The sequence below is a fragment of the Flavobacterium sp. LPB0248 genome (assembly GCF_013388355.1).
In the GTDB taxonomy this organism is placed as follows: domain Bacteria; phylum Bacteroidota; class Bacteroidia; order Flavobacteriales; family Flavobacteriaceae; genus Flavobacterium.
Genome location: NZ_CP058246.1, coordinates 3,123,290 through 3,148,046, shown reverse-complemented (window position 1 = coordinate 3,148,046; position 24,757 = coordinate 3,123,290). Strand labels below are relative to the sequence as shown.

The window sequence follows — 24,757 nt, the reverse complement described above, 5'->3', positions numbered from 1 at the left end:
AAACTTAATGCCTTTGTGGCAAAAAATTCTACCTCAACAAAAAACCCATTCTTATAGATCCATAAAAATATCCCGAATTAGTATCAATTCCTGGATCATTCAATTCTCTTCCGCGATAAAGGAAAGAATAAGATATGTTGAAGTTGTTACGTCGGTATTTTAAACCCGCTTCTGCGTTAAAACGAAGCGGCTCCAAATCAAAAGTAATCGGACTTGTATCGTTAAACATGCTTCCTTCAATTGTGGCATCGTAAAACTGATAGTTGACACTTGGCGCTGCGTAGAAGTAAAATTCTCTAATATTTGGCTGTGCATTTGCATTTACTGAAGCATTGTGCATATTAGAATCGTAAATTGGAAGCAATTTTTTGAAACCAAATCTTGCCATAAATCCTGTAGAAACTCCAGAAAAAATGGTTCCGAGATTGCCTTCTGACTGCCAATGAAGATCGACAAAATCATTGTGTTTTGAAGAAAACATTTTTTTTGAATAAAAAGCATGCGCCTGCAATCCTAAAGCATTATGAATCTGGTTTTCCCAGCCATATACTTTTTTGTAGCCAATCATGTTATGAAAACCTTTCTGCAATTCTTCTCCAAGCGCATTTGGCCCAAGAAAACCAATCTGAAAATCGGTTGTTAAAACCGATTCGCTCTGATAAAAAAAGCTTTTTCCTGCTTCGGCAAAAAGATAACCTGCAAAAGGTCGGTCGTTTACTGTAACTGCTTCTTTGTTTAAAAATCTGGGATTATAAAGATATTGCCCGATTCTAAATTCGGTAATCTTTTTATTGATTTTGGGATTATCATTCTTTGATAAAAAACGATAAAAAAGCTCCAGACCATTGGTATAATACATATCATATTTAGACGATGTGTACAAATCATTATCTGATATAAAACCAATTTCTGTTGTTTTTCCTTGTCCAAAAGTTAACGTTACAGTCAAAATCAGAAAAGCAAAAAGCAGTTTTTTACTTTTTCTTTTCTTCTTTCCCATCATAATTGATTTTTCCCACGTAACGCATCTCGCGTACAATTCGTTCTTTTCTTCTATTAATATAACTCGAAGAACCTGTCGCTTTAAATTTTCTCGGATTTGGTAATATTGCCGCAATTCCCGCAGCTTGCATTGGCGTTAAACTCGAAGCATCTCTACGATACCAATGTTCTGTTGCGGCATAAGCGCCGTAAACTCCGTCTCCCATTTCGATACTATTTAAGTATACTTCCATAATACGCTCTTTGCCCCAGATAATTTCAATTAAAACGGTAAAATACGCTTCAAGTCCTTTACGGAAATAGCTTTTTCCCTGCCACAAAAAGACATTTTTGGCTGTTTGCTGCGAGATCGTACTTCCGCCACGAATTCTGCGTCCGCGTTCGTTACTTTTATATGCTTTTTGAAGTGCTTTAAAATCGAAACCATTATGCGTAAGAAAAGTTCCGTCTTCGCTCGCAATAACGGCTTTTTGCAAATTCATTGAGATTTTATCAATCGGTTCCCAATCGTGGTCAAAATAAACTTCTTTTCCAGCCATTTTATTTTCGATGGCGCGAATAAGCATTAATGGCGTAAATGGCACAGGAACATATTTAAAAAATATAACCGAGCCAATAGAAATTCCAAAAAACCACAAAGCAGCTTTTATAAAAAACCATTTTACTTTTTCGCCAAAAGAACGATTCGATTTTTTTGAAGACGAAGTCTTCGGTTTTGGTTTGTTTGTAGTTGATTTTGGTGCTGGTTTTTTGGGTGCTGCCATTATATTAAATCTGCTAATTCTGTTCCTATTAAACTGCCTATTGCCACTCCCATCCCGCCTAAACGCACTCCACAAAACACGTTTTCAGACAGTTGAGTCACAACAGGACTTTTACTATTTCCGACTCCCATAATACCACTCCAACGGTGCGCAATCTGAAAATCCTGATTTGGTAAAATTACATTTTTCAGCAAATCTTCCAATTTATTTTGAACAATTTTCGTCTGTCCAAATTCGGTTGTCGTTTCGCCTTCAAAATCGAGATTTCTTCCGCCGCCTAATAAAACTCTATTGCCAATATTTCTGAAATAATAGTAACCACGGTCTAAATGAAACGTTCCTTTAATATCTAAATTGTGAATTGGTTCTGTAATTAAAACCTGAGCTCTAGCAGGTTTCACAGCTCCATTTGTCAAAGAACCCGCAAAACCATTGGTCGCGAAAAGTAGTTTTTGGGTTTTAAAACTAAAATCATTTAAAACCACTTCGACATAATTTCCAGCATCTAAATATGAAGTTACCGTTTGCTGATTTAAAATTAAAATATCTGCCGAAATTGCTTGTTTCAACAATTCCTGCATCATATTTCCAGTATCAATCTGTGCTTCAAACGGATTAAAAATTAAATAATCCTGAATATTCTGAAATCCAAAACGGTCTACTTCTTTAGAAAAAACATCGGCTTTAAAAAGCGGTTTTAAAACTTCATTGATAAACGGGATTTTAGAAATGCATTCGTTAAATCCAAATTCATCTTCTTTTAAAAACAATTCATATCCGCCATGCGGTTTAAAATCAATTGCTGTATCTCCTAATCTTTTTCGAAGTAATTGCAATCCTTTCCAACGTTTTTCGATAAGTGCCACAACATCTTCTTCTGAATGCGTTTTTAAGTCGTCCATAATTTCAGAGAGACTTCCGAAACAAGCAAAACCAGCATTTTTTGTACTGGCTCCTTGTGGCAACATTCCACGTTCGAGAACCAGAATTTTAGCTGCTGGAAATCTTTCGCGTAAGCGTAATGCAGTATGCAGGCCAACAATTCCGCTGCCCACAATGGTGTAATCTACATTCGTAAACCAGTTTTTTAGTTCCCAATAGCTTAGTTCCATCTTTTAGAGTTTTTATAAAAATAATAATTTTTTTGAACCATATAAGTAATTAAAGTTCATTTAAAATCTTTGTCAGGCTGAGCAGAGTCGAAGCCTTTTTAAGCTTAAACTTTAACAAAATTTGGGATTTGGAATTTAACTAATTGGAGTTTAAATGTTGTATTTTTAGCACCACAAAAAATAGAATAATTTGATTATGAAAAAACTAGTATTAACAACCTTAATAATGATGAGTTTAAACGCTATCGGACAGAATGTTATGTCTCCGGAATTGTTATGGAAATTAGGAAGAGTGACACCTCTTGGCATTTCTAAAGATGCGAAAAATGTCGTTTTTAAAGTTTCAACGCCTTCTGTGGCCGATAACAAGTCGACTTCTAAAATCTACACCATTCCTGTAACTGGTGGAACTGCAACCGAAATTAAAGACACAAAAGACATTTTGGCTGATAAAAACATTTCGCCTGACGGAAAATTTGTAGTTTATAATGACGAAGTAAAACTGGAAAGTGTTTTAGGTAAAGATTTTTACCCAAGCCTAACAAAATCTGATGCTCAAATTTATGATGGATTAGATTACCGTCATTGGGACACTTGGAACGAAGGAAAATTTAATCACGTTTTTTATAAAGAAAACAAAGACGGCGCAAAAGGAATCGACATCATGAAAGGTGAAACTTTCGATTCTCCGCAAAAACCTTTTGGAGGTGACGAAGATTATATCTGGTCGCCAGACAGCAAAAGCATTTTTTACGTTTGCAAGAAAAAAGCAGGAACTGCTTATGCGATTTCTACCAACACAGATATTTATGAGTACAATTTAGAAACTCAAAAAACAACTAATAAAACCGAAGGTAATTTAGGTTACGATACAGCGCCACAATTTTCTCCGACAGGAAATTTAACTTGGCTACAAATGAAACGTGACGGTTACGAGTCGGACAAAAATGATATTATTGTTGAGTTTAAAGGAATGAAACAAAACTTAACAGCAAACTGGGACGGAACTGTAGATAATTTTATCTGGAGTAAAGACGGAAGAACTGTATTTTTTGTAGCACCTATTGATGGAACAAAACAACTATTCTCAGTTAATTTTCCTGGTTTAACTAAAATTGCAATCAATGTTCGTCAATTGACAAATGGAGATTTTGATGTAAATGATTTAATTGGTTTCTCTGGAGATGATATTATTGTTACAAGAACAGACATGAATCATGCTGGTGAAATTTATTCTTTCAATTTGAAGAAAAATACTTGGAAACAATTATCAAATGTAAATACAGATACTTATAAAACTTTAGCATTAAGTAAAACTGAAAAACGTTACGTTACAACAACTGACGGTAAAAAAATGTTGGTTTGGGTAATTCTTCCTCCAAATTTTGATGCTTCTAAAAAATATCCAACTTTATTATTCTGCCAAGGTGGACCTCAAAGTGCATTGACGCAATCATATTCTTTCCGTTGGAATTTCTCTTTAATGGCTGCAAAAGGTTATGTAGTTGTGGCTCCAAACCGTCGTGGAATGCCAGGACATGGAGTTGAGTGGAATGAACAAATCAGTAAAGATTGGGGTGGACAAGTTATGGACGATTACCTTTCTGCAATTGACGATGTGGCAAAAGAAAGCTACGTTGACAAAAGCCGTTTAGGATGTGTTGGTGCTAGTTACGGTGGATATTCTGTATTTTATTTAGCTGGAATTCATAAAAACCGTTTCAAAACTTTTATCGCTCATGATGGAGTTTTCAATACCGTTTCTATGTTAGGAACTACTGAAGAGGTTTTCTTCAACAACTGGGATTTTGGCGGACCATACTGGGAAAAAGATAATGCGGTAGCGCAAAAAGCATATACAACTTTCAACCCTGCAACTTTGGTTCAAAACTGGAATAAGCCAATTTTGATTTTCCAAGGAGGAAAAGATTTCCGTGTGCCAATCGGACAAGGGCAAGAAGCTTTCCAAGCGGCTCAATTAAGAGGAATCAAAAGTAGATTTGTGTATTTCCCAGACGAAAATCACTGGGTTTTAAAACCACAAAATGCTCAGGTTTGGCAAGGTGAATTTTTCAAATGGTTAGACGAAACTTTGTAACCAATAAAAACAATATTTACAGCCGTAGATTTATATAATCTACGGCTGTTTTTGTTTACACACCTTACAATTATGTAACATATTGAGTAGATTTACTTTTCTTAAAACAGATTTTTTTAGATAAATTGCAATGTTTTAATAATTCCGAATTTCCCAAATCTTTCAGCAAACATATGGAGACCAAAAAAAGTTACACCGCAATCAAAGTTTTATTCAGCTATGTTGCATTATTGGCTTTGGTTGTAACGGTGGGATGGTTTCTCTATTCTGAAAATGTTGTTTACAACAAACTGGAAGATAAGATTGCTTTAGAAAAAACCAAAATTCTTAGAGTTAGTAAATTATATTCGAATGTATATAAAACTGAAAGTTTAGCCAGACAGACGATTCAGAATAATTCGGAGAAAGATTTCAAGAACTATTTAATCGAAACCGATTCACTTCGTAAACGAATTGATACTTTAAAACAAATTGTTACCACGGAGTATCAAAAAACACTTTTGGATAGTGTTACTTATTTCTTGGCCGAAAAGACCAAAAACATTAAGCAATTAAGAGAAATCAAGAACAAAGCAGACGACGAAACTTCTGTAAATAGTGCGATTGATGAAATCACAAAAATGGAGTTTAACCTTAGAAAATTGGAACTTCAGGATTTTACCAAGAACCCAAATCAATTAGGAAGCTATCAGCGAAGTGTTTTACAGCGTTATGTCGATTATTTAAATTCGAACATTCCAGATGATAGCACCAATACGCTGAGCAAAAAAGCTTCAGATTCTATTTTAGCCAATTCTAAAAAGCTTTTGAGTTCTGTAAAACTAAAAGCCGAAAAGAAAAAAGAATCTTTGAATTTTGAAGAAAACAAACTGCTTCAAAATGAAATTGCGATTTCGGATCAGCTTAGAAAAATACTTCGCATTATTGAGCGAGAGATCATTATCAATTCGATAAAAAATAATTCATTAAAAGAAAAATCATTAAAAAGAGTCAACGAAATTGTAACGGCTTCGGCTGTTATCGGTTTATTATTGACTGTCTTTTTTTCCATTTTAATTGTCAGCGATTATTCAAAATCTCAATTGTATAAGAAACAGCTTGAAATCGCCAATTTCAAAACCAAAAATCTCCTGAAAAGCCGTGAACAATTAATTTCGACGGTTAGTCACGATTTGAAAACTCCTTTGAGCACCATTGTTGGTTACTCTGAACTTTTAGGCAATTCAGATATTAATACTAAACAATCTTATTTCGTTAAAAACATTAAAAATTCGTCTGAGTATATTACGCAACTTGTTCAAGATTTATTAGATTTCTCTCAGATCGAAGCGGGTAAAATTTCTATAGAAAAAGTTCCATTTTCATTGCCCGAAATTATTGAAGATGTTGCCCGAAATATTCAAACGGTTTACAAACAAAAAGACATTGATCTTATTATAAATGTAGACGACCAGTTTCAGAAACGTATTGTTGGCGATCCTTTTCGCTTAAAGCAAATCCTGACTAACATTATTGGAAACGCTTATAAATTTACCGAAGAAGGCCATATTCGAATTGCCGCTTACGCGAATGACGACCAATTTTTTACAATTTCGATTCAAGATACTGGAATTGGGATTGAAAAAGCCAATCAGAAATTGGTTTTTGAAGAATTTGCGCAGGCAAATGAAGGCATTGAAAAGAAATATGGCGGAACCGGTTTGGGATTATCAATCTGTCAAAAGATTATTTCTATTCTGGGTGGAAGTTTAAATTTAGAAAGTATTTTCGGAAAAGGAAGCACCTTTATTATTCAGCTACCTTTATTGTTTGACAGCAGTCAGGAAAATATTGCTTTAAATGAAATTAGAAATAAACCGTCAAAAAATACCAAAAAACAAACTTTCACTGTTGTTGATGACGACATCAATCTGTTGAATTTAACGAGTGGAGTTTTAAAACAAGAACAGCATCAGGTATTTTCGTTTACTAATCCAGCGAAAGCTTTAGAAACGATTAAAAACACGCCATTTGATTTTGTCATTACCGATATTCAAATGCCGGAAATTGACGGATTTCAATTTTTAGAGAAACTTCGTGAACTTCCAGAAACCGTCTTTAAAAATCAGCCTGTAATTGCACTTACTGGAAGAACAGACCTTGATCTTTCTGTATATAAAAATGCTGGTTTTACTACGGTTATAAAGAAACCTTATTCTCCTAAAATTTTACTGGAAACTATTCAGCATATTTTAGATCATGAAGAAGTTCCTGTGACTGAAAACTCAGAAAACACAAATAAAAACACTTCTCAAATCTATTCTTTAGAAACATTGAGAGACTTTTTGGGACAAGATGAGTCGGCCTTAAAAGAAGTTTTAAAATCTTTTATAGATACTACTATAGAAAATATCGAGCTTTTAAAAACTGCGGTTCAAGAGCAAAATCATGATGAAATAAAATCTATTGCGCATCGAATTGCTCCAATGTTCAAACAAATTCAATCGAACGAAATTGGCGAACTTTTAAAAGATCTGGAAAAAGAAGATTTAAACACAATTGATCTAAAAGCTACATTTTCAGATTTAGAAGAAAAAATAAAAATTCTTTTTACGGAATTGAAACAAGAAATTTAAAAAAGTTGCTTTCTAAAAAGGTACTTTTTTATTCAATATTATATTGTTTCAATTTATTGTAAAGTGTTTTTCTGGTAATTTTAAGCAGTTTTGCCGCTTCAGATTTATTATTCTGTGTTTTTGATAACGCATGAATAATGGTTTCTTTTTCATTTTCAGACAATGAAAAAACTTCGTTTGAAGCAGGCTGTTTTTGAATTTGGAAAAATTCTGCCGGCAGCACATCACTTTCTATAAAATCACCACGAGTTAAAAGAGTAGCACGTTTTACACAATTTTGCAATTCACGCAAATTTCCTGGCCAGTTGTAATTCTGAAAAATGGAAACTACTTCTGGAGAAAATCCTATGACATCTTTATCTAACTGCTGATTCGCTTTTTCTAGGAAATAATCGGCAAAAACCATTAAATCTTCACCGCGATCTTTCAAAGAAGGAGACTGAATCGAAAACTCATTGATTCTATGGTATAAATCTTCTCTAAAATCGCCGTTTTTTACTGCCTCACGCAAATCTTCATTCGTTGCCGTAATAATGCGTATATCGACGTTTATTTCTTTATTGCTTCCAACAGGCTTGATTTTTCTTTCCTGAAGCGCTCTCAATAATTGAATCTGGTTTTCGTAAGAAAGATTTCCAATTTCGTCCAAAAACAACGTTCCGCCATTAGCCGCTTCAAAATATCCTTTTTTATCGTTGATTGCTCCAGTAAAAGATCCTTTTAAGTGACCGAAAAATTCACTCGCCGCTAATTCTTTCGGAATCGCACCGCAGTCTACTGCAATAAAATTGTTGTCTTTTCTTCTGCTCTGCTGATGAATGCTTTTGGCTATAATTTCTTTTCCCGTACCACTTTCACCAATAATCAAAACAGACATATCGGTTGGACTTACCAATTGAATATGATCTAAAAGTTTTTTTGAAGCAACAGAAATTCCTTTTACAAATTCGTTCTCAGCTGTTGCGGTCTTTTTAACCGTTTTTTTCTTTTTTTCTGGAGTTTCCGATTGTTCTTCGACTTCGGCTTTTGGAGCCTGCAGCGCATTGGTGATAACCAGAAGAACCTCATCTGGATTAAAGGGTTTAGAGATATAATCAGCAGCTCCATTTTTAATGGCTTTAACAGCAGTATTTACATCAGAGTATCCAGTCATTAAAATAACCGGAATATGCGGGTGAGAATTTTTAAATTCAGACATAAGTCCGATACCATCAGAATCAGGTAGGCGAAGATCTGTCAAAATCAAATCGAAAGATTCATTTTTAACTGCTTCACGTGCTTCTGCTGCAGAGAAAGCTATCGTTACATCGTACGCTTTTTTGATTAGAAATTTTTCTAATAATTTACAAAACGCAATATCATCTTCTATTACTAATATCTTCGGCATCTGCTTTTAGGGACTTTTTGCTAAAATAATATTATTAAACTTGTTATTTCATAAAATTATGTAAAATATGTAAAAAAAAAGAGATTGCACGACGCAATCTCTTTTTCACCAAAAACATAAATCTAAATTCACCTAATTATATTTTCAACCAGTTACCATTGACATCTGAGTATACAGTAGCCTTTTGGTCTCCAACTGATATTTCGAGTTTATACTCTTTTTTTTCGTTTACAAATGCTTTGTCCAGTTTTGCTCCCGGATAAGCAGTCTGCAAGGCTGTTTTCACAGCTGCAGGTACAGCATCTGCAGTAACTTCTGTGTATTCTGATTGAATAGCCACAGTTGCATTAGTATTTTGAGAAACAGGCAATACATTTGCTTGAATTGACATGGTTCCTAAAGCAACTACTGCCGATAAGATTAACTTTTTCATAATGCTGATTTTTAATTATTTCTTGATGATGTTACCAGAAGCATCCGTAAAAATGGTATACTTCTTTTCTCCACTTGAAATTTCAAGTTTATACTCGTTTTTATCGTTTTTATAAGCTTTTTCTAGCTTAGTGTTTGGAAACGATTTTTCAACTGTAGACTTCACAGCTGCCGGTATTTGGTCTGCTGCTACTTCAGTAAATGCATCTTGAAAAATTGCTGATTGAGTAATTGAGATTGCTGGAAGAACTGCAGCATTTACTGAAAGGCTTCCTAAAACAATCGCTGCTGATAAAACTAACTTTTTCATAATATTGTGGTTTTAAATTATTTTTTAAGAATGTTACCAGAAGCATCTGTATAAACGATCGATTTTTCGCCTCGAACGGTTATCTCAATTTTGTACTCCTTTTTATCATTTACCCATGCTTTTTCAAGCACTACACCAGGATAAGCTTCATCTAAGCCTTTCTTCACAGCTGCGGGAACTCCGTCTACTTCTTTATATCCATCCTGATCATTAACTGTCTGTACCATTGGGTTAGTTACAGCAGTGGTTTCTGCATGCATCGACAAACTGCCCAAGACAATTGCTGCCGATAAGATTAACTTTTTCATAGTTATAGTTTAAGGGTTAGACTTAATTATTTTTTAATCCAAGTTCCGTCTGCGTTAGCAAAAAGATTACCTGTTTTATCTCCAACAGTTACTTCAAGCTTGTATTCAGATTTTGTGTTTTTAAATGCTTTAGAAAGCACAGCATCTGGATATGCTTTTTTCAAAGCATCTGTTACAGCTGTTGGAAGCTCTTCCAATTTAATTTCTGTATAATCATCTTGGATAGAGATTGTTTTTACGATTGTATTTGAAATTGGAGAAGTTGAAGCAAATGATGTTAAACCTCCCAAAACGATTGCGGCTGATAAAAATAAATTTTTCATGATAGTTCTTTTTTAATATAGTTAATTTGATCTTCGTATTCTTGATCCGGATTTTCACAAAACCTAAGATTTAGATTATTGTTTGATCCAAGTTCCGTCTGCATTTGCGAAAAGATTTCCGACTTTGTCGCCAACCGTTACATCAAGTTTATACTGTGCTTTTTCGTTTTTATATGCTTTAGTAATTACTGCTTCTGGATATGCTTTTTTCAAAGATTCTGTAATAGCAGCAGGTAATTCTTCTAATTTGATTTCAGTGTATTCGTCTTCGATAGAAATCGTTTTTACGATTGTATTTGTTACTTGTGTAGTTGAAGCGAATGAAGTTAAACCTCCTAAAACAATTGCGGCTGATAAAAATAAATTTTTCATAACGTATATATTTAAATTAATAGTTGTTTACGCTTGAAGTAATGAAATTATTATGCCGTAAAAGAAAAGAGTCATGCCAAAGATCATAAAATCCTGTCTTTAAAGACTTTACACCAAATATACCAAAAAAAGAAATACCGTGAAAGGTGTGTAAAAGAGAAAATAAGTGTGTAATAAGTAAACACTTAAAGTGTAACCTTTAGAAAAATTTCAATAAATCAAAATCCATATCCCAAAGTTTACAGTGACGTTTTGAGCTCCTAATTTAAAATTTCGGTCTCCAATATTGGAATTAACAAAGGTTTATAAAAGAAAAAGGCTTCCAAATTTGGAAGCCTTTTAATTATTCTGGACTATTCATTTTAAATGTATCCATAAATGCAGTTGTATAATCTCCTGCAATATATTTTGGATCATCCATTAATTGTCTATGGAAAGGGATTGTAGTTTTCACACCTTCGATTACGAACTCATCCAAAGCTCTACGCATTTTGCTGATAGCCTCTTCACGAGATTGTGCAGTTGTAATTAACTTAGCAATCATAGAGTCGTAGTTTGGCGGAATGCTATATCCTGAGTAAACGTGAGTATCTAAACGAACTCCATGTCCTCCTGGCATATGAAGCGTAGTAATTTTTCCTGGTGAAGGACGAAAATCATTATAAGGATCTTCAGCATTAATACGTACTTCAATAGCGTGTAATTGTGGAAGGTAATTTTTTCCAGAAATTGGAATTCCAGCCGCAACCATAATCTGCTCACGGATCAAATCATAATCAATAACTTGTTCTGTAATTGGATGCTCCACCTGAATACGAGTATTCATTTCCATGAAGTAGAAGTTTCTGTGTTTATCAACCAAAAATTCTACAGTTCCAGCTCCTTCATATTTAATGAATTCAGCAGCTTTTACAGCAGCCTCTCCCATTTTTGCACGAAGATCATCTGTCATGAAAGGTGAAGGTGTTTCCTCAGTCAGTTTTTGGTGACGACGTTGAACAGAGCAATCTCTTTCAGAAAGGTGACATGCTTTTCCGTAAGAATCTCCAACAACTTGAATTTCGATATGGCGTGGCTCTTCAATAAGTTTTTCCATGTACATTCCGTCATTTCCAAATGCTGCAGCAGCTTCTTGACGTGCGCTTTCCCAAGCTTTTAAAAGCTCTTCTTCTTTCCAGATAGCACGCATTCCTTTTCCACCACCACCAGCAGTAGCTTTCATCATAACTGGGTAACCAATTTCTTTAGCTATTTTTTGTGCATGTTCGTAAGATTCTAACAATCCGTCTGAACCTGGTACACAAGGTACTCCTGCTGCTTTCATTGTAGCTTTTGCAGAAGCTTTATCTCCCATACGGTCGATCATTTCTGGAGCAGCACCGATAAACTTAATTCCGTGCTCTTGACAGATTTTAGAGAATTTAGCATTCTCAGATAAAAATCCATAACCTGGATGAATTGCATCTGCATTTGTAATTTCTGCAGCTGCAATAATATTTGACATTTTCAAATACGATAAGTTACTCGGAGGAGGACCTATACAAACCGCTTCGTCGGCAAATTTAACATGCAAACTTTCTGCATCGGCTGTAGAGTAAACTGCAACAGTTTTGATTCCCATTTCCTTACATGTACGAATTACACGTAGTGCAATTTCTCCTCTATTCGCAATTAATATTTTTTTAAACATCTTATTTTAATTAGATAATTAGACAATTTGATAATTAGATAATTTTAGATGTCTGATGTATTAATTCTGTCAGATCAATCTAAAATCTAAAATCTAAAATCTAAATTTATTTATGATGGATCTACTAAGAATAAAGGTTGATCAAATTCTACCGGAGACATATCATCTACAAGAATTTTTACAATTTTACCAGAAACTTCAGATTCGATTTCGTTGAATAATTTCATTGCTTCAATTACGCAAAGAACATCACCTTTAGATACAGTGCTTCCAACTTCTGTGAAAACAGGTTTGTCTGGAGATGGTTTTCTATAGAATGTTCCAATGATTGGAGATTTTATAGTAATATATTTAGAATCGTTAGCAGCTGGTGCTTCTGGAGTTACACTTACAACTGTTGGAGCTGTAACTTGTGGAACTGCCGCTTGAGGTAAAGCTGCCTGAGCAGGTAATTGCTGTACGTAAGTTGCTTCAGTTACATTTGTTTCTAAAGTTGTTCTGATCGTGATTTTTACATCATCCATTTCTAACTTCACTTCTGCAACGCCCGAATTTGCAACAAATTTGATTAGGTTTTGAATTTCTTTTAAATCCATAATGATTCGTTTTTAGTTTTAATTTATTTTTTATCGTAAGCCCATTTTAAATAGATAGATCCCCAAGTGAATCCACCACCAAAAGCGGCAAAGATAATATTATCTCCTTTTTTAAGCTTATCTTCAAAATCAGCTAATACTAATGGTAAAGTTCCAGAAGTAGTATTACCGTATCTTTCGATATTTACCAGCACTTTAGACTCGTCTAATTCTAGTCTTCCTGCAGTAGCATCGATAATACGTTTGTTAGCTTGGTGCGGCACCAACCAGTCAACATCTTGATTTGTCAAATTATTTCTTTGTAAAATCAATTCGCTGGCATCAGCCATATTAGTTACAGCATATTTGAAAACAGTTTTACCGTCTTGCATAATATTGTGCTGTCTGTTTTTAATAGTTTCTTCTGAAGGCGGAATCAAAGAACCTCCTGCTGGAATTTTAAGAAAATCACGTCCTACACCATCACTTCTTAAATACTCATCCTGCAATCCTAAACCTTCATAATTTGGTTCGAAAAGAACTGCACCAGCTCCATCTCCAAAAATAATACAAGTTGCTCTATCAGTATAATCTACAATAGATGACATTTTATCGGCACCAATTAAAAGTACTTTTTTGTAACGTCCTGACTGAACATACGCTGCAGCCGTTGACATTCCGTATAAGAAACTTGAACACGCAGCCTGCAAATCGTATGAAAATGCATTTGTTGCTCCAATTTCTGTAGCAACATAAACTCCCGTAGAAGCTACCATCATATCTGGCGTTGCAGTTGCCATTATAATCATATCAATCTCAAGCGGATCAATATTTGCTTTTGCAATCAAATCCTTTGCTGCTTGTATCGCAAGGTACGATGTACCTTTATCAGCATCTTTAAGAATTCTTCTTTCTTTAATTCCTGTTCGAGCGGTAATCCACTCATCATTGGTATCAACCATTGTTTCTAATACTTGGTTCGAAAGAACGAAGTCAGGAACATAAGCTCCAACAGCGGTAATTGCGGCTGTGATTGTATTCATTATATTCTATTATTTTCCTTTCAAATTATTGATAATTTGAAAAATTTTTAAAAGACTTGAAAATTACAAAAAAAAACGTCACGAATTTGTCTATATTTTCCTAAAAATCGAAAATTATAACCAACAAAAAAAACTCTCACTATGTGAGAGTTCTAGTATAATTTACAAAAACGTATTAAGCAACCGCTTCAGATTTATCGATAACAACTTGCCCTCTGTAGTACATTTTACCTTCATGCCAGTAAGCTCTGTGGTATAAATGCGCCTCACCTGTAATAGGACATGTAGCGATTTGAGCTACAGTAGCTTTGTAATGTGTTCTTCTCTTATCTCTTCTTGTTTTCGAGGTCTTTCTCTTAGGATGTGCCATTTTACTATATTATTTATCCGTTAATAGTTTCTTTAATTTTTCCCAACGCGGGTCAATATCTTCTTCTTTGTTACTCTCTTCCTTTTGTTCTTTTACACTTAATTCATTCAGTTTTGTCAAAGCTTCTGTTTGTAGACTTCCATCTTTAACACCTGGATGAATTCTCTTCTGCGGAACAGAAAGCGCGATCATTTCATAAATATATTGCGCAATATCTACTTCATGCTCACCATGTGGTAAAATCAACAACTCTTCATTATCATCATTAAATTCTTCTCCAAAGCGAACAATTAATTTCATTTTCCCTTTTATAGGTAAATCAAAATCTTCGCCTGTCAGATCACAAGGCACGTTTACCGTTCCTTTGTGTTTGAATTCTAACTCTAACATATTACTTTTCTTATCGAAAAGTAAATTGACTTTAATATCTGAACTTTGAAACTCATCGTACTCAAAGTTCTTAAAGAACGTGTTATTTATTTGATACTCAAAATGGTGTTTTCCTAGTTTTAATCCTATGAAAGGAATTAAAAATTCTTTTGTTTTGCTCATTTCAACATCAATTTGATCAATCCGATTCTAAAACTAGATATCCGAATTGGGGTGCAAAGATATAAAATTATTATAAAACTAATAATCTTATTCACCTTTTTTTGTTTATAACTGTTTTTCTTTTATTTTAAGAGGTTTTTGGCTAATCTCCTCATACTGATTACGCGAGCGAAAAATATCAATTGCAAGATAGACTGCTTCTTTAAATGAATTGTAATCTGCCATGTCCTTTCCTGCTATATCATAAGCTGTGCCATGGTCTGGAGAAGTTCTAACCTTGTTTAATCCCGCTGTATAATTGACTCCTTTTCCAAAAGACAAGGTCTTAAACGGAATTAATCCCTGATCATGATACATTGCCACAATAGCATCATATTTTTCATAATGACCGCTACCAAAGAAGCCGTCTGCTGGAAATGGACCAAAAGCCATTGTTCCAGAGTCAAATATTTTCTTCAATGTTGGTTTTAAAACCAAATCGTCTTCTTTTCCAATCACGCCGCCATCACCAGCATGCGGATTTAATCCTAAAACTGCAATTTTTGGCTTCACTATACTAAAATCCTGAACTAAAGACTTTCTAATAGTTTCAATTTTTTTAGTAATTAACTCTTCTGTCAAATGAGAAGCAACTTCGTTTAACGGTACATGATCTGTAATTAAACCTACTCGTAAATTATCTTGAACCATCATCATAAGTGCATCGCCTTCTAATTCTTGATTCAAATAATCGGTGTGGCCTGGAAATTTAAAATCTTCAGACTGTATGTTATATTTATTAATAGGAGCTGTAACCAGAACATCTATTTCTCCATCTTTCAAAGCTTTTGTTGCCGCTGTAAAAGATTTTATTGCGTACTCGCCTATTTTAGGATCATTTACTCCAAAATTTATATCAACCCCTTCTCTCCAAAGATTCAGAACATTCACTTTACCCGGAATAATTTGATCTAATTTATCAACTCCATGAAATTGAATTGTCGATGTAAAACTTTTTCTAACAAAAGATAGAATTTTAGCATTTGCAAAAATAACCGGCGTACACAATTCCAACATACGAGAATCTTCGAATGTTTTCAGTATAACTTCGCTTCCAATACCGTTTAAATCTCCAACTGAAATTCCAACAATTATATTTTCTGCTTTTTTATTCATGAGCTCAGTTTATTTATTACTAATTTTGATGTGCAAATTTAGTAAAATAAAACCACAATGTTCACAGGAATTATAGAAACACTCGGCAAGGTTCACGAAATCAGAAAAGATCAAAACAATCTTCACATAACAGTTGACTCATCCATAACTCATGAATTAAAAATAGATCAAAGTGTTTCGCACAATGGAATATGTCTTACGGTTGTAGCCATTAAAGACTCTCTTTACACCGTAACTGCAATTGATGAAACAATTTTAAAAACCAATATTGGCGATTGGAAAACTGGTGATATTATAAATCTTGAAAGAGGAATGAAACTTGGCGACCGCTTAGACGGTCATATTGTACAAGGACATGTTGACCAAACCGGAACCTGCATAAAAATCCAAGAAGCAAACGGAAGTTGGAATTATACTTTTGAATACGATAAAAATCAAAACAATATCACAATCGAAAAAGGTTCAATCACAGTAAATGGTGTTAGTCTTACGGTTGTTAATTCTAAGACGAATGAATTTAGCGTTTCAATTATTCCGTATACTTACGAACACACTAATTTTAAAGATTTCAAAGTTGGAACAAAAATCAACCTTGAGTTTGATGTAGTAGGAAAATATATTTCTAGACTTTATTCGATAAACAAATAACATTCTAGATTTTTCATAAAAAAAGCTTCAATATTAATTTGAAGCTTTTTTTGTTTGATTTTTATATATTACAATAACTCCTAAAGCTACACTGCCCAACAGGAGAAAACTTATATTTTGATTTATTGGAAAATCTGGAGGTTGTCCACCGCAAGGAGGTTCATCACAACCGGGATCTGGCAAATCCTGTGCCGTAACTAATGAAACATTTAACAACAATAAGGCAATTACTAAAAATGGGGCTTTTAGATTTTTCATAAATTCAAGCTCTTGCAAAAGCAAGTCTGTATAGTTATTGACAAATATTCTTCAATAGAAATTTCTTACGAATGCTTTTCTACTTCCAAAATCTGAGACAAAAGTATAAGTTTTTTACAGAAAAGCAACTTTTAAAACAAAAAAGACGAAACAAATTTTAACATTTTTTTCTCAAATCCCTGCAGATCCTTTTCTGGAAACATTCTAGAAAACAAAATCCTTTTTCTGCCATTATTTACAAGACAAACAGGCTTATAAGAATTTCCTGATTTAGAAAAAGATCATTTTTTTTATCTTAATCTACAAAAAAACTATTTTGAAAATTTACATCGAAAAAGGAGCTTGAATTCAATTCTAATTATATTCAGGAGAATGTTCTTGAATTAATATATTTGTAAAATTTAATTTCATTAATTAAGAAAATTCAAAGCTTCAAATCCAAATCCATTTCAACCTCAAAACAATCAAATGAAAAACAAATATACAGTCGGAAGTTTATATGCAGGTGTAGGCGGAATTTGTTTAGGGTTTGAAAATGCCGGATTTAAACTAGAATGGGCTAATGAATTTGACAAAAAAGCTTGCGTCACATATAGAAACAATTTTGAACACACTCTTATTGAAGGCGATGTAATGCAACTCGATGTAACAGAGCTTAACAAAATTGACATTCTTACCGCAGGATTTCCGTGCCAGCCTTTTTCTCTTGCTGGCCATAGAAAAGGCTTTAATGATAGCAGAGGAAATCATTTCTTTAAAATATTAGATTTTATTGATGAAATGAGACCGAAAGTGGTTTTTCTTGAAAATGTCAAAAACCTAAAAGGACATGACAAAGGAAACACCATGAAAGTGATTCAGCGCGAAATTAAAAAACGCAATTATACTTTTGACAGTGCAATCCTGAATACCAAAGATTTTGGAAATATTCCGCACAATCGGGAACGTATTTTTATGGTTGCGTTTGACAAAGATTTCGTCAAAAAAGGTTTTAAATTCAATTTCCCCGAAAAAGAAGAATTAACCCAAAAGGTAACCGATTTAATCATAAAAGAAAAAGTAGATAAGAAATTCTATTACACTGAAGATAAATATATGTATAACATGCTAAAAGAAGCTGTTGTAAGAGAAGACAGAATTTATCAGTTCAGGAGACAATATGTTCGAGAAAACAAAAAAGAAGTATGCCCTACACTAACTGCCAATATGGGAACCGGAGGTCATAATGTTCCGATCATTACAACAGAATTTGGTTTTAGAAAACTAACTCCAAGAGAATGTTTCCGTTTTCAAGGTTTTCCAGACAGTTATAAATTGCCAAAAATCTCCAATTCCAGTCTTTACAAGCAGGCAGGAAATTCGGTAAGCATGCCTGTTATTGAGAGACTTGCTTCAGAAATATTCAAATGCATTGAAAAAATAGAAGCCAAACAACTAAAAGCAGCAAAAGTTTAAATGCTCAAAAGCATAATTGTTCCTTCAATTCTCGCGAGACAAACTTCCAGGTTTTTCTCAATATCCTTACTCCAAAACCTAAGAACGGTCCAATTTTTATCAATTAAAAAAGAATTGACTTCTTCGTCTCGCTGTATATTTCTCTCAATTTTCGGAATCCAGTATTCCCGATTCGATTTAATTCTCAATTGCTGCGTTTCCCAATCTTTTCCATGAAAAAACTCACTGTCAACAAAAATGGCAATTTTATATTTGGCAAAAGTAAGATCAGGTCTTCCAAATATCTTTTTGTTATTTTTTCGATACCTGTAGCCCAATTTCCATAAAGCTTTCGCAAGCCTTACTTCGCCTTTTGTAGCAGTGCTTTTTATTGCCTGCATCGTTTTACTCCGCTGTTCGGGAGTTAATCTATCCATCTAAAGATTAAATTTGTTTTGGATGGATAAAGTTAAGGGATTTTAAGAAAAGTAAAGTTTAATTTTTGATGCGGAAAATTTCAATTTTCACATTTACAAAGCATCAAAAAACAAAAAAGCCTTCACATTTCTGTAAAGGCTTTGTGAATAAGAAATATTCCTAAATTATTTATTTGATTAGCTTTTCAAGCTTTTGCATCATTTCATCTTTCTCTTTTAGCATGCGCTCATACAAAGCAATTTTTTCTTCGTGAAGTTTTAAAATTTCTTGTAATGGATTAACATTATAAGTGCCACCAGAATTACCAATGAATGCTTCATTGTGAAAAGTATTAGAAATAACATTTATCGCTTGCTCCTCATCAAAATTCTGAAAAGCTTCAACAGGAATTTTTAGCACTGCTGAAATTTGTTTCAGCAAGCTTTCTTCAATTACATCTTTCTGCTCCAGCATAGAAATCTTCTTTTGATTCCATTCTTCTCCTAAATCATAAGCCAATGCTTCTTGCTTTATATTAAGCATTTCTCTGAAACGTTTTACGTTTCTTCCCTGATGTATTTTTTGTTCCATAATGAATATTAATTTTTCTAAAGCCCTAAATACAAAGCCTCGCGAATTAAAAATCTGATTTTCAAAGATAGAAAAATATCCTTTATAACATTCTTTTGTCAGATATTATCGATATTTTGAAGAAGAATCTCTTTTAAAAGAATTGGATTAGATGAACATAAATCCTTTGTCGCATAAGAAAACAAAAAAGCCTTTACATTTCTGTAAAGGCTTTTGTTCTAAAAGAGTGGTCCCACCTGGGCTCGAACCAGGGACCACCTGATTATGAGTCAGGTTTAATTAATTTCACTATAACTTATATTTCATTAGAATAGCTAATTATCAACTAATTACAAAAACAAAAACAAATAAAAAATCATTATTTCTTATTTTAATTGTACTTTTGCTCGTCAAATGTTCGTCAAAATTATAACCAATATTTTTAGTAATGGTATCATACAAATTTACACTAAAAGCTGCGCCAAATGCACAAGGCGAGTATTTTATTAATCTTGTATTAATCAAGGACAGAATAAATACTAGTTTATCAATCAAAAAAAAATGCAAGCTTGAAGATTGGTCATTTGAAACAGAACGTCTTAAAAAATCGCACAAAGAGTACAAACAAATTAATGGTCTCATTGAAAAATATTCGCATCGTATCAACAATATTATTCATGAATTTGAATTAGACGAAACTCCATTCACCATACAGGATATTATAATCAAATTCAAAAAAGATTCAGGAAAACAGCAAACCCTAAGCTATACCACTTTTCACGAAAGCTTAATCGAAGAAATTAAAAATGCAGGAAAGCTGTCAACCAGCAACATTGAAAAAGACACCCTAAGATCGATTCAGCGATTTTTCAACAGAACCGAAATTACTTTTAAAGATTTATCTGTAGATGCAATCTATAAATATCAATCCTTTTTAAACAGCAATAACAATAGCCAAAGTACAATTGGCATAAGAATTCGCACTTTACGAGCAGTTTTTAACAAAGCTATTAATCGCGAAATCATTCCATCAACAACCTATCCTTTTAATAAATTTAAAGTATCAAAAATCAAAGAGAGTGGTAAAAAAGAATATCTATCCGAAGAAGAGCTTGTATTATTAAAAAATGCAGAATTACTAAATAAAAATGACATTTTTGCAAGAGACATGTTTTTGCTAAGTTTTTACGGAAGAGGAATTAACTTCATTGATTTAATACAACTAAAAAAAACAGATCTATATAAAGAAACAATTACATATAAAAGAAGCAAAACTGAAGTAATAGTAAACTTTAAAATAAACGATTTCTGGAAACACAAACTTGCAGAGTATATTTCACCCACTGATTCACTCTATTTATTCAATATCATTCGCAATAATCAGAACTCCGAAATTTATATAAATAACAAAAAAGAAAAATATCTCAAAAATTACATAAACACCCCGCTGAAAAGAATTATTACTGATTTAGACATTAAAAAGAAAATAACCTACTACTGCGCAAGGCATTCTTTCGCAACAATCTTAAAATTTAATAATATCTCAATAGAGATTATTAAAGAAGCTTTAGGTCATAAAGATATTAAATCCACCATGTCATATTTAAATACACTTCCAAGCAACACTTTAGATAAAATGATTGACGATATTATCTTTTAAATATAACATAGTGGGTTTATTTTGCTCTCATTTATTTCTACATTTTTTTATCTAAAAAAAATTATTTCATCTCTTTTATCTGCTTTCCCTTCTTTCCAATTTCAAGAATAACTTATCGGCCTTTTGCACCTTATTTTCATTATGAATTATGCTTTTAAACTTGTTCAAAAATGCTTTTAAATTGGTACAGTACTCTTTCTATTAACCGTAGATCTTCTGTCACAATTTCTGCGCTTCCTTTCATCTCCTGTTGAAATATAATTTGTCTTTTATAAGAAGTCTCCAATCCGTTTGGTAATGCAACATCCAGCAATAAATTTCCGTCTTTATCCGGCACCAGTGAAATATTCTGAATCGTACCTCTTAAAACACCAAACTCCCTATCCGGAAAGTTAGCCAAACGAATATTTACCCTTTGACTTACTTTTATTTTTCCTGAATTTAAAGCTGGGGCTTTTACTTTACCAATAAATTCATTTTTGGCGTCCGGAATAATTGAAAAAACATTATCTCCCACATTTATGGTCTGATTTTCTGTCCAAACGTGCAAAAAAGTCACCACGCCACTTACAGAGGATTTTAATGTATAAGCCATTTCCCAATCTTTTATCACTTTTTTGAGCTGATAAAAGGATTGTGCCATGTTACGACCTAGGTGAGCCTCTTCTTTGGTGCTGTTTATGTGTGAATTCTGACTTAATTTTGTGTTATCTATTAAAGAGGACCTTAATTGGGAAATTGATGACAAAAGATTTCTATAATTCTTTTGAGCTTGCAAAAAACTTAACTTCTTAACCTCCATTTCCTGAGCTGAAATTATTCCTTTATTGAATAAAATCTCAAAACGGGCAAGTTCATTTTTTTGAAGTTCCAATTCACCTTCATTGATTGCTTTTTGCTGTTGTAAAATATTTAATCGCTCCTGTATCTGAATTTTTTCAGAAGATTGGGCGCGGCTCTCTATTTCAAAAGGATGTAAATCTTCATTTAGTTTTTGTGCCTGATAATCTTTTTGAAAAACAGCGTAGGCGCTTTCGATTTCTCCCAATTGCGCATTTTTCAATTTAGAAAACGGAAAATCGCTTTTTGGATCATTAATATTATAAGAATTCACTATTCTGTTTAACAAAAATATATCTTGATAATTGGCAGTGTTTTCTATAATTGCAAGCGTTGTATTTTTGGGTACTACAGCTTTATTCTTTACCAAAATTGCTTCTATACGTCCAGCAGATTTTGCTACGATTTTTTCTGGCGGAATATTCGTTGTAATTAAAATTTCGGTATTAACCACATCCGGATATTTTACAAACCAGGCAACAAAAAACAACATCATTATAATAACAAATATTAGAATAGTTCCCCATCGAATCATCCAATGCGGTACTTTGGCAAGGATATCCTGAACCTCTTCACTTCGTAACTCAAATGTCGTATTATCTTCAGTCATGTATTAATTCCCTAATTGCAATTGATTTTTCACTAGTTTAAAATAATTTCCTTTTTCCTCTACCAGTGTTGAATGATTTCCTATCTCAATGATTTTCCCTTTGTCCAAAACTACAATTTGATCTGCGTTCATAACCGTACTCAATCGGTGTGCTATAACGACAACTGTTTTATCTTTAAAAAAAACATCTAATTTTCTCATGATTTCTTTTTCATTATTAGCATCTAAAGCTGAAGTTGCTTCATCAAAAAACAAAATTTCCGGGTTTTTATAAACAGCTCTGGCAATCAATAATCTTTGTTTTTGACCAGTACTCATTCCGACTCCTTCGGCACCAATTTTAGTATTATATCCTAGTGGCAATCCACTAATATATTCTTTAATATTGGCAACATCCGAAGCATATACCAAGCGTTCTTTATCAACTTTGTCAACTCCGATCGCAATGTTATTTGCAATGGTGTCACTAAAAATAAAACCTTCCTGCATTACAGTGCCAATATTAGCTCGCCACGCTTTTTGAGAAATATTTTTCAATCCTACATTCCCAATATTAATTTCACCTTTATCAGGCTCATAAAACTTAAGAAGTAACTTCATCAGTGTAGTTTTACCGCTTCCGCTAACGCCCACTATCGCAGTAATCTTCCTGGCCGGAATCGTTAAACTCAAAGTATCCAGAACCGGCATGTCTGATCCAAGATATCTATAAGAAACATCCTTGATAGCCATATCATCATTATAGGGAACATCGCTGGTTTGATGAACTTCCTGTTCTGCTTCATCTTCTTTTTCATGAATCTCAGATAATCTCGCCAATGATATTTTGGCGTCCTGCAGTTCTCTGACAAACTCTATAAGTTGTGTTATCGGACCATTTAAACTCCCAACAATAGAGCTTATGGCCAGCATCATTCCTAAAGTAATTGAACCATCTATTACCAATTTTGCACACAGAAAAATGATAAATATATTTTTTAATTCATTGATGACAGACGAACCCGTAGTTTGCGTTTGTTCTAGAACTAATCCTTTTATTGAGACTCTAAAAAGCCTTGCCTGCACATACTCCCAACCCCAACGTTTCTGTTTTTCGGCATTGTGGAGTTTAATTTCCTGCATTCCATTAATGAGTTCCATCACTTTGCTTTGCTCTTGAGAAACCTCAGCAAAACGCTTATAATCTAATACTTCCCTTCTTTTTAAAAACAAAGTAATCCATCCGAAATAAAGTAGGCTTCCGGCAAAAAACACAAAGAATATCTGAAGATTATAATACACTAAAACTGCTCCCATAACAAACATATTTATTACAGAAAACAATACATTTAGAGATGATGTGGTCAGAATTTTTTCAATTCTCCGATGGTCATTAATGCGTTGCATGATATCACCAGTCATTCTTACATCAAAAAATGAAATCGGTAAATTCATTAATTTAATAAAGAAATCAGAAATAAGCGAAATATTGATCCTGGTTGAAAGATGTAATAATATCCAACTTCTAATAAGCTCCAAACCCGTTCTTCCGGCAAAAAGAAACAATTGTGCAAAAAGAATCAAATAAACAAAATGTATGTTTTGATTTTGTATGCCAACATCTACTATACTTTGAGTCAGGAATGGAAAAATAAGCTGTAATAAACTACTAGCCAAAAGCCCTACACTTAGTTGAACCAAAAATGACTTATATTGCAAGACGTATTGTGACAATAAACCAAACCCTAGTCCTTTTTTGCCCTCTTCATTAAACTCAGATTGAAAGAATTTTGGAGTTGCTTCAATCAATAATGCAATTCCTTCCTCGGTACTTTTATCAGCATTATTTCCTATCCAATATTTAATAAAATCTTCTTGATTATATTCAATTAAACCAAAAGCCGGATCAGAAATATAATAAATATTTCTTTTAATTTTATAAAGTACAACATAATGCTCTTTATTCCAATGCAGGATACATGGCAACTGAACTTCTTCCAGTGTTTCAGTATCAGTCTTAATTCCTAAACTCCTAAAACCGATATTTTCTGCGGCATCGCTCAAAAAAAGCAAGTTACTACCTTCACGAGTTGTTTCGCTATGATCTCTCAAATCCTGAATATGGATTGTCTTTCCGTAATATTTTGCTATTATCTTTAAACATGTAGGACCACAATCTTTATGGTCTGCCTGTTTAAAAAAGGGAAAATCTTTCATTTACTATTATACTATT

General features: G+C 33.3%; 25 protein-coding genes and 1 tRNA gene. 5 read left to right on the top strand and 21 right to left on the bottom strand.

The window, feature by feature from the left end:
- Positions 1-28: 28 nt before the first annotated feature.
- Genes LPB248_RS13115 through LPB248_RS13105 form a run of 3 tightly spaced genes read right to left on the bottom strand, consistent with a single transcriptional unit; the run spans position 29 to position 2,878 of the window.
- Positions 29-1,000 (bottom strand): lipid A deacylase LpxR family protein, encoded by a 972-nt coding sequence (locus LPB248_RS13115; protein ID WP_177211843.1) that lies wholly within the window; start codon positions 998-1,000, stop codon positions 29-31.
- The gene (gene mtgA / locus LPB248_RS13110; RefSeq protein ID WP_177211842.1) at positions 975-1,766 is read right to left on the bottom strand and encodes a monofunctional biosynthetic peptidoglycan transglycosylase; all 792 of its coding nucleotides are present in this window, start codon (positions 1,764-1,766) and stop codon (positions 975-977) included. The genes LPB248_RS13115 and mtgA overlap by 26 nt, the downstream gene beginning before the upstream one ends.
- Positions 1,766-2,878 (bottom strand): NAD(P)/FAD-dependent oxidoreductase, encoded by a 1,113-nt coding sequence (locus LPB248_RS13105; protein ID WP_177211841.1) that lies wholly within the window; start codon positions 2,876-2,878, stop codon positions 1,766-1,768. Before LPB248_RS13105 ends, mtgA begins: the two co-directional genes overlap by 1 nt.
- Positions 2,879-3,074: 196 nt before the next feature.
- Here LPB248_RS13105 and LPB248_RS13100 point away from each other — a divergent pair, with 196 nt between their 5' ends.
- Positions 3,075-4,976 (top strand): S9 family peptidase, encoded by a 1,902-nt coding sequence (locus tag LPB248_RS13100; RefSeq protein WP_177211840.1) that lies wholly within the window; start codon positions 3,075-3,077, stop codon positions 4,974-4,976.
- Positions 4,977-5,149: 173 nt separating this feature from the next.
- Positions 5,150-7,591 carry a hybrid sensor histidine kinase/response regulator gene (locus LPB248_RS13095; RefSeq protein WP_177211839.1) on the top strand — a complete coding sequence of 814 codons (2,442 nt, stop codon included), beginning with the start codon at positions 5,150-5,152 and terminating at the stop codon, positions 7,589-7,591.
- A 28-nt stretch (positions 7,592-7,619) separates the two neighbouring features.
- Here LPB248_RS13095 and LPB248_RS13090 read toward each other — a convergent pair whose 3' ends face one another.
- From LPB248_RS13090 to pdxA, 12 genes are all read right to left on the bottom strand, one after another.
- Positions 7,620-8,978: a sigma-54-dependent transcriptional regulator gene (locus LPB248_RS13090; protein WP_177211838.1), complete on the bottom strand. Its 1,359-nt coding sequence runs from the start codon at positions 8,976-8,978 to the stop codon at positions 7,620-7,622.
- Positions 8,979-9,114: 136 nt separating this feature from the next.
- A complete protein-coding gene (locus LPB248_RS13085; RefSeq protein ID WP_177211837.1) occupies positions 9,115-9,411 on the bottom strand; it encodes a hypothetical protein in 297 nt (98 codons plus the stop codon).
- Positions 9,412-9,426: 15 nt separating this feature from the next.
- Positions 9,427-9,720 (bottom strand): PepSY-like domain-containing protein, encoded by a 294-nt coding sequence (locus LPB248_RS13080; RefSeq protein WP_177211836.1) that lies wholly within the window; start codon positions 9,718-9,720, stop codon positions 9,427-9,429.
- A 17-nt stretch (positions 9,721-9,737) separates the two neighbouring features.
- On the bottom strand, positions 9,738-10,028 hold the full coding sequence (locus tag LPB248_RS13075; protein ID WP_129746601.1) for a hypothetical protein: 291 nt from the start codon (positions 10,026-10,028) through the stop codon (positions 9,738-9,740).
- A gap of 26 nt (positions 10,029-10,054) precedes the next feature.
- Positions 10,055-10,351 carry a hypothetical protein gene (locus tag LPB248_RS13070; protein WP_111365738.1) on the bottom strand — a complete coding sequence of 99 codons (297 nt, stop codon included), beginning with the start codon at positions 10,349-10,351 and terminating at the stop codon, positions 10,055-10,057.
- Positions 10,352-10,426: 75 nt separating this feature from the next.
- A complete protein-coding gene (locus LPB248_RS13065; RefSeq protein WP_177211835.1) occupies positions 10,427-10,723 on the bottom strand; it encodes a hypothetical protein in 297 nt (98 codons plus the stop codon).
- Positions 10,724-11,066: 343 nt separating this feature from the next.
- A complete protein-coding gene (accC, locus tag LPB248_RS13060) occupies positions 11,067-12,413 on the bottom strand; it encodes an acetyl-CoA carboxylase biotin carboxylase subunit (RefSeq protein ID WP_177211834.1) in 1,347 nt (448 codons plus the stop codon).
- A 110-nt stretch (positions 12,414-12,523) separates the two neighbouring features.
- Positions 12,524-13,009 carry an acetyl-CoA carboxylase biotin carboxyl carrier protein gene (gene accB, locus LPB248_RS13055; protein WP_095928350.1) on the bottom strand — a complete coding sequence of 162 codons (486 nt, stop codon included), beginning with the start codon at positions 13,007-13,009 and terminating at the stop codon, positions 12,524-12,526.
- A 23-nt stretch (positions 13,010-13,032) separates the two neighbouring features.
- Entirely contained in the window at positions 13,033-14,031 is a 999-nt protein-coding gene (locus tag LPB248_RS13050; RefSeq protein WP_177211833.1) for a beta-ketoacyl-ACP synthase III, read from the bottom strand.
- A gap of 175 nt (positions 14,032-14,206) precedes the next feature.
- On the bottom strand, positions 14,207-14,401 hold the full coding sequence (rpmF, locus tag LPB248_RS13045; RefSeq protein ID WP_008465217.1) for a 50S ribosomal protein L32: 195 nt from the start codon (positions 14,399-14,401) through the stop codon (positions 14,207-14,209).
- A 9-nt stretch (positions 14,402-14,410) separates the two neighbouring features.
- Complete coding sequence (locus tag LPB248_RS13040; RefSeq protein WP_177211832.1) at positions 14,411-14,953, bottom strand: YceD family protein; 543 nt, start codon at positions 14,951-14,953, stop codon at positions 14,411-14,413.
- A gap of 105 nt (positions 14,954-15,058) precedes the next feature.
- Positions 15,059-16,108 carry a 4-hydroxythreonine-4-phosphate dehydrogenase PdxA gene (pdxA, locus tag LPB248_RS13035; protein WP_177211831.1) on the bottom strand — a complete coding sequence of 350 codons (1,050 nt, stop codon included), beginning with the start codon at positions 16,106-16,108 and terminating at the stop codon, positions 15,059-15,061.
- 57 nt (positions 16,109-16,165) lie between these two features.
- Here pdxA and LPB248_RS13030 point away from each other — a divergent pair, with 57 nt between their 5' ends.
- A complete protein-coding gene (locus LPB248_RS13030) occupies positions 16,166-16,756 on the top strand; it encodes a riboflavin synthase (protein WP_177211830.1) in 591 nt (196 codons plus the stop codon).
- A 33-nt stretch (positions 16,757-16,789) separates the two neighbouring features.
- Here LPB248_RS13030 and LPB248_RS13025 read toward each other — a convergent pair whose 3' ends face one another.
- Entirely contained in the window at positions 16,790-17,014 is a 225-nt protein-coding gene (locus LPB248_RS13025) for a hypothetical protein (protein ID WP_177211829.1), read from the bottom strand.
- Positions 17,015-17,482: 468 nt separating this feature from the next.
- Between LPB248_RS13025 and dcm the strand changes: the two genes are divergently transcribed.
- The gene (gene dcm / locus LPB248_RS13020) at positions 17,483-18,469 is read left to right on the top strand and encodes a DNA (cytosine-5-)-methyltransferase (protein ID WP_177211828.1); all 987 of its coding nucleotides are present in this window, start codon (positions 17,483-17,485) and stop codon (positions 18,467-18,469) included.
- Here dcm and LPB248_RS13015 read toward each other — a convergent pair.
- The 3 genes from LPB248_RS13015 to LPB248_RS13005 all read right to left on the bottom strand — a co-directional run bounded on the left by LPB248_RS13015 (position 18,466) and on the right by LPB248_RS13005 (position 19,748).
- On the bottom strand, positions 18,466-18,885 hold the full coding sequence (locus LPB248_RS13015; protein WP_177211827.1) for a very short patch repair endonuclease: 420 nt from the start codon (positions 18,883-18,885) through the stop codon (positions 18,466-18,468). The two genes, dcm and LPB248_RS13015, sit on opposite strands and share 4 nt — an antisense overlap.
- Before the next feature lie 169 nt (positions 18,886-19,054).
- On the bottom strand, positions 19,055-19,456 hold the full coding sequence (locus LPB248_RS13010; RefSeq protein ID WP_111425167.1) for a helix-turn-helix domain-containing protein: 402 nt from the start codon (positions 19,454-19,456) through the stop codon (positions 19,055-19,057).
- Between the two features lie 227 nt (positions 19,457-19,683).
- Positions 19,684-19,748: transfer RNA gene (locus LPB248_RS13005), tRNA-OTHER, on the bottom strand.
- A gap of 135 nt (positions 19,749-19,883) precedes the next feature.
- Between LPB248_RS13005 and LPB248_RS13000 the strand changes: the two genes are divergently transcribed.
- The gene (locus LPB248_RS13000) at positions 19,884-21,095 is read left to right on the top strand and encodes a tyrosine-type recombinase/integrase (RefSeq protein WP_177211826.1); all 1,212 of its coding nucleotides are present in this window, start codon (positions 19,884-19,886) and stop codon (positions 21,093-21,095) included.
- Positions 21,096-21,249: 154 nt separating this feature from the next.
- Here LPB248_RS13000 and LPB248_RS12995 read toward each other — a convergent pair whose 3' ends face one another.
- Positions 21,250-22,545: an HlyD family secretion protein gene (locus LPB248_RS12995; protein ID WP_177211825.1), complete on the bottom strand. Its 1,296-nt coding sequence runs from the start codon at positions 22,543-22,545 to the stop codon at positions 21,250-21,252.
- Positions 22,546-22,548: 3 nt separating this feature from the next.
- Positions 22,549-24,741, bottom strand: a complete 2,193-nt coding sequence (locus LPB248_RS12990; RefSeq protein ID WP_177211824.1) for a peptidase domain-containing ABC transporter — start codon at positions 24,739-24,741, stop codon at positions 22,549-22,551.
- Between the last annotated feature and the right edge of the window lie 16 nt (positions 24,742-24,757).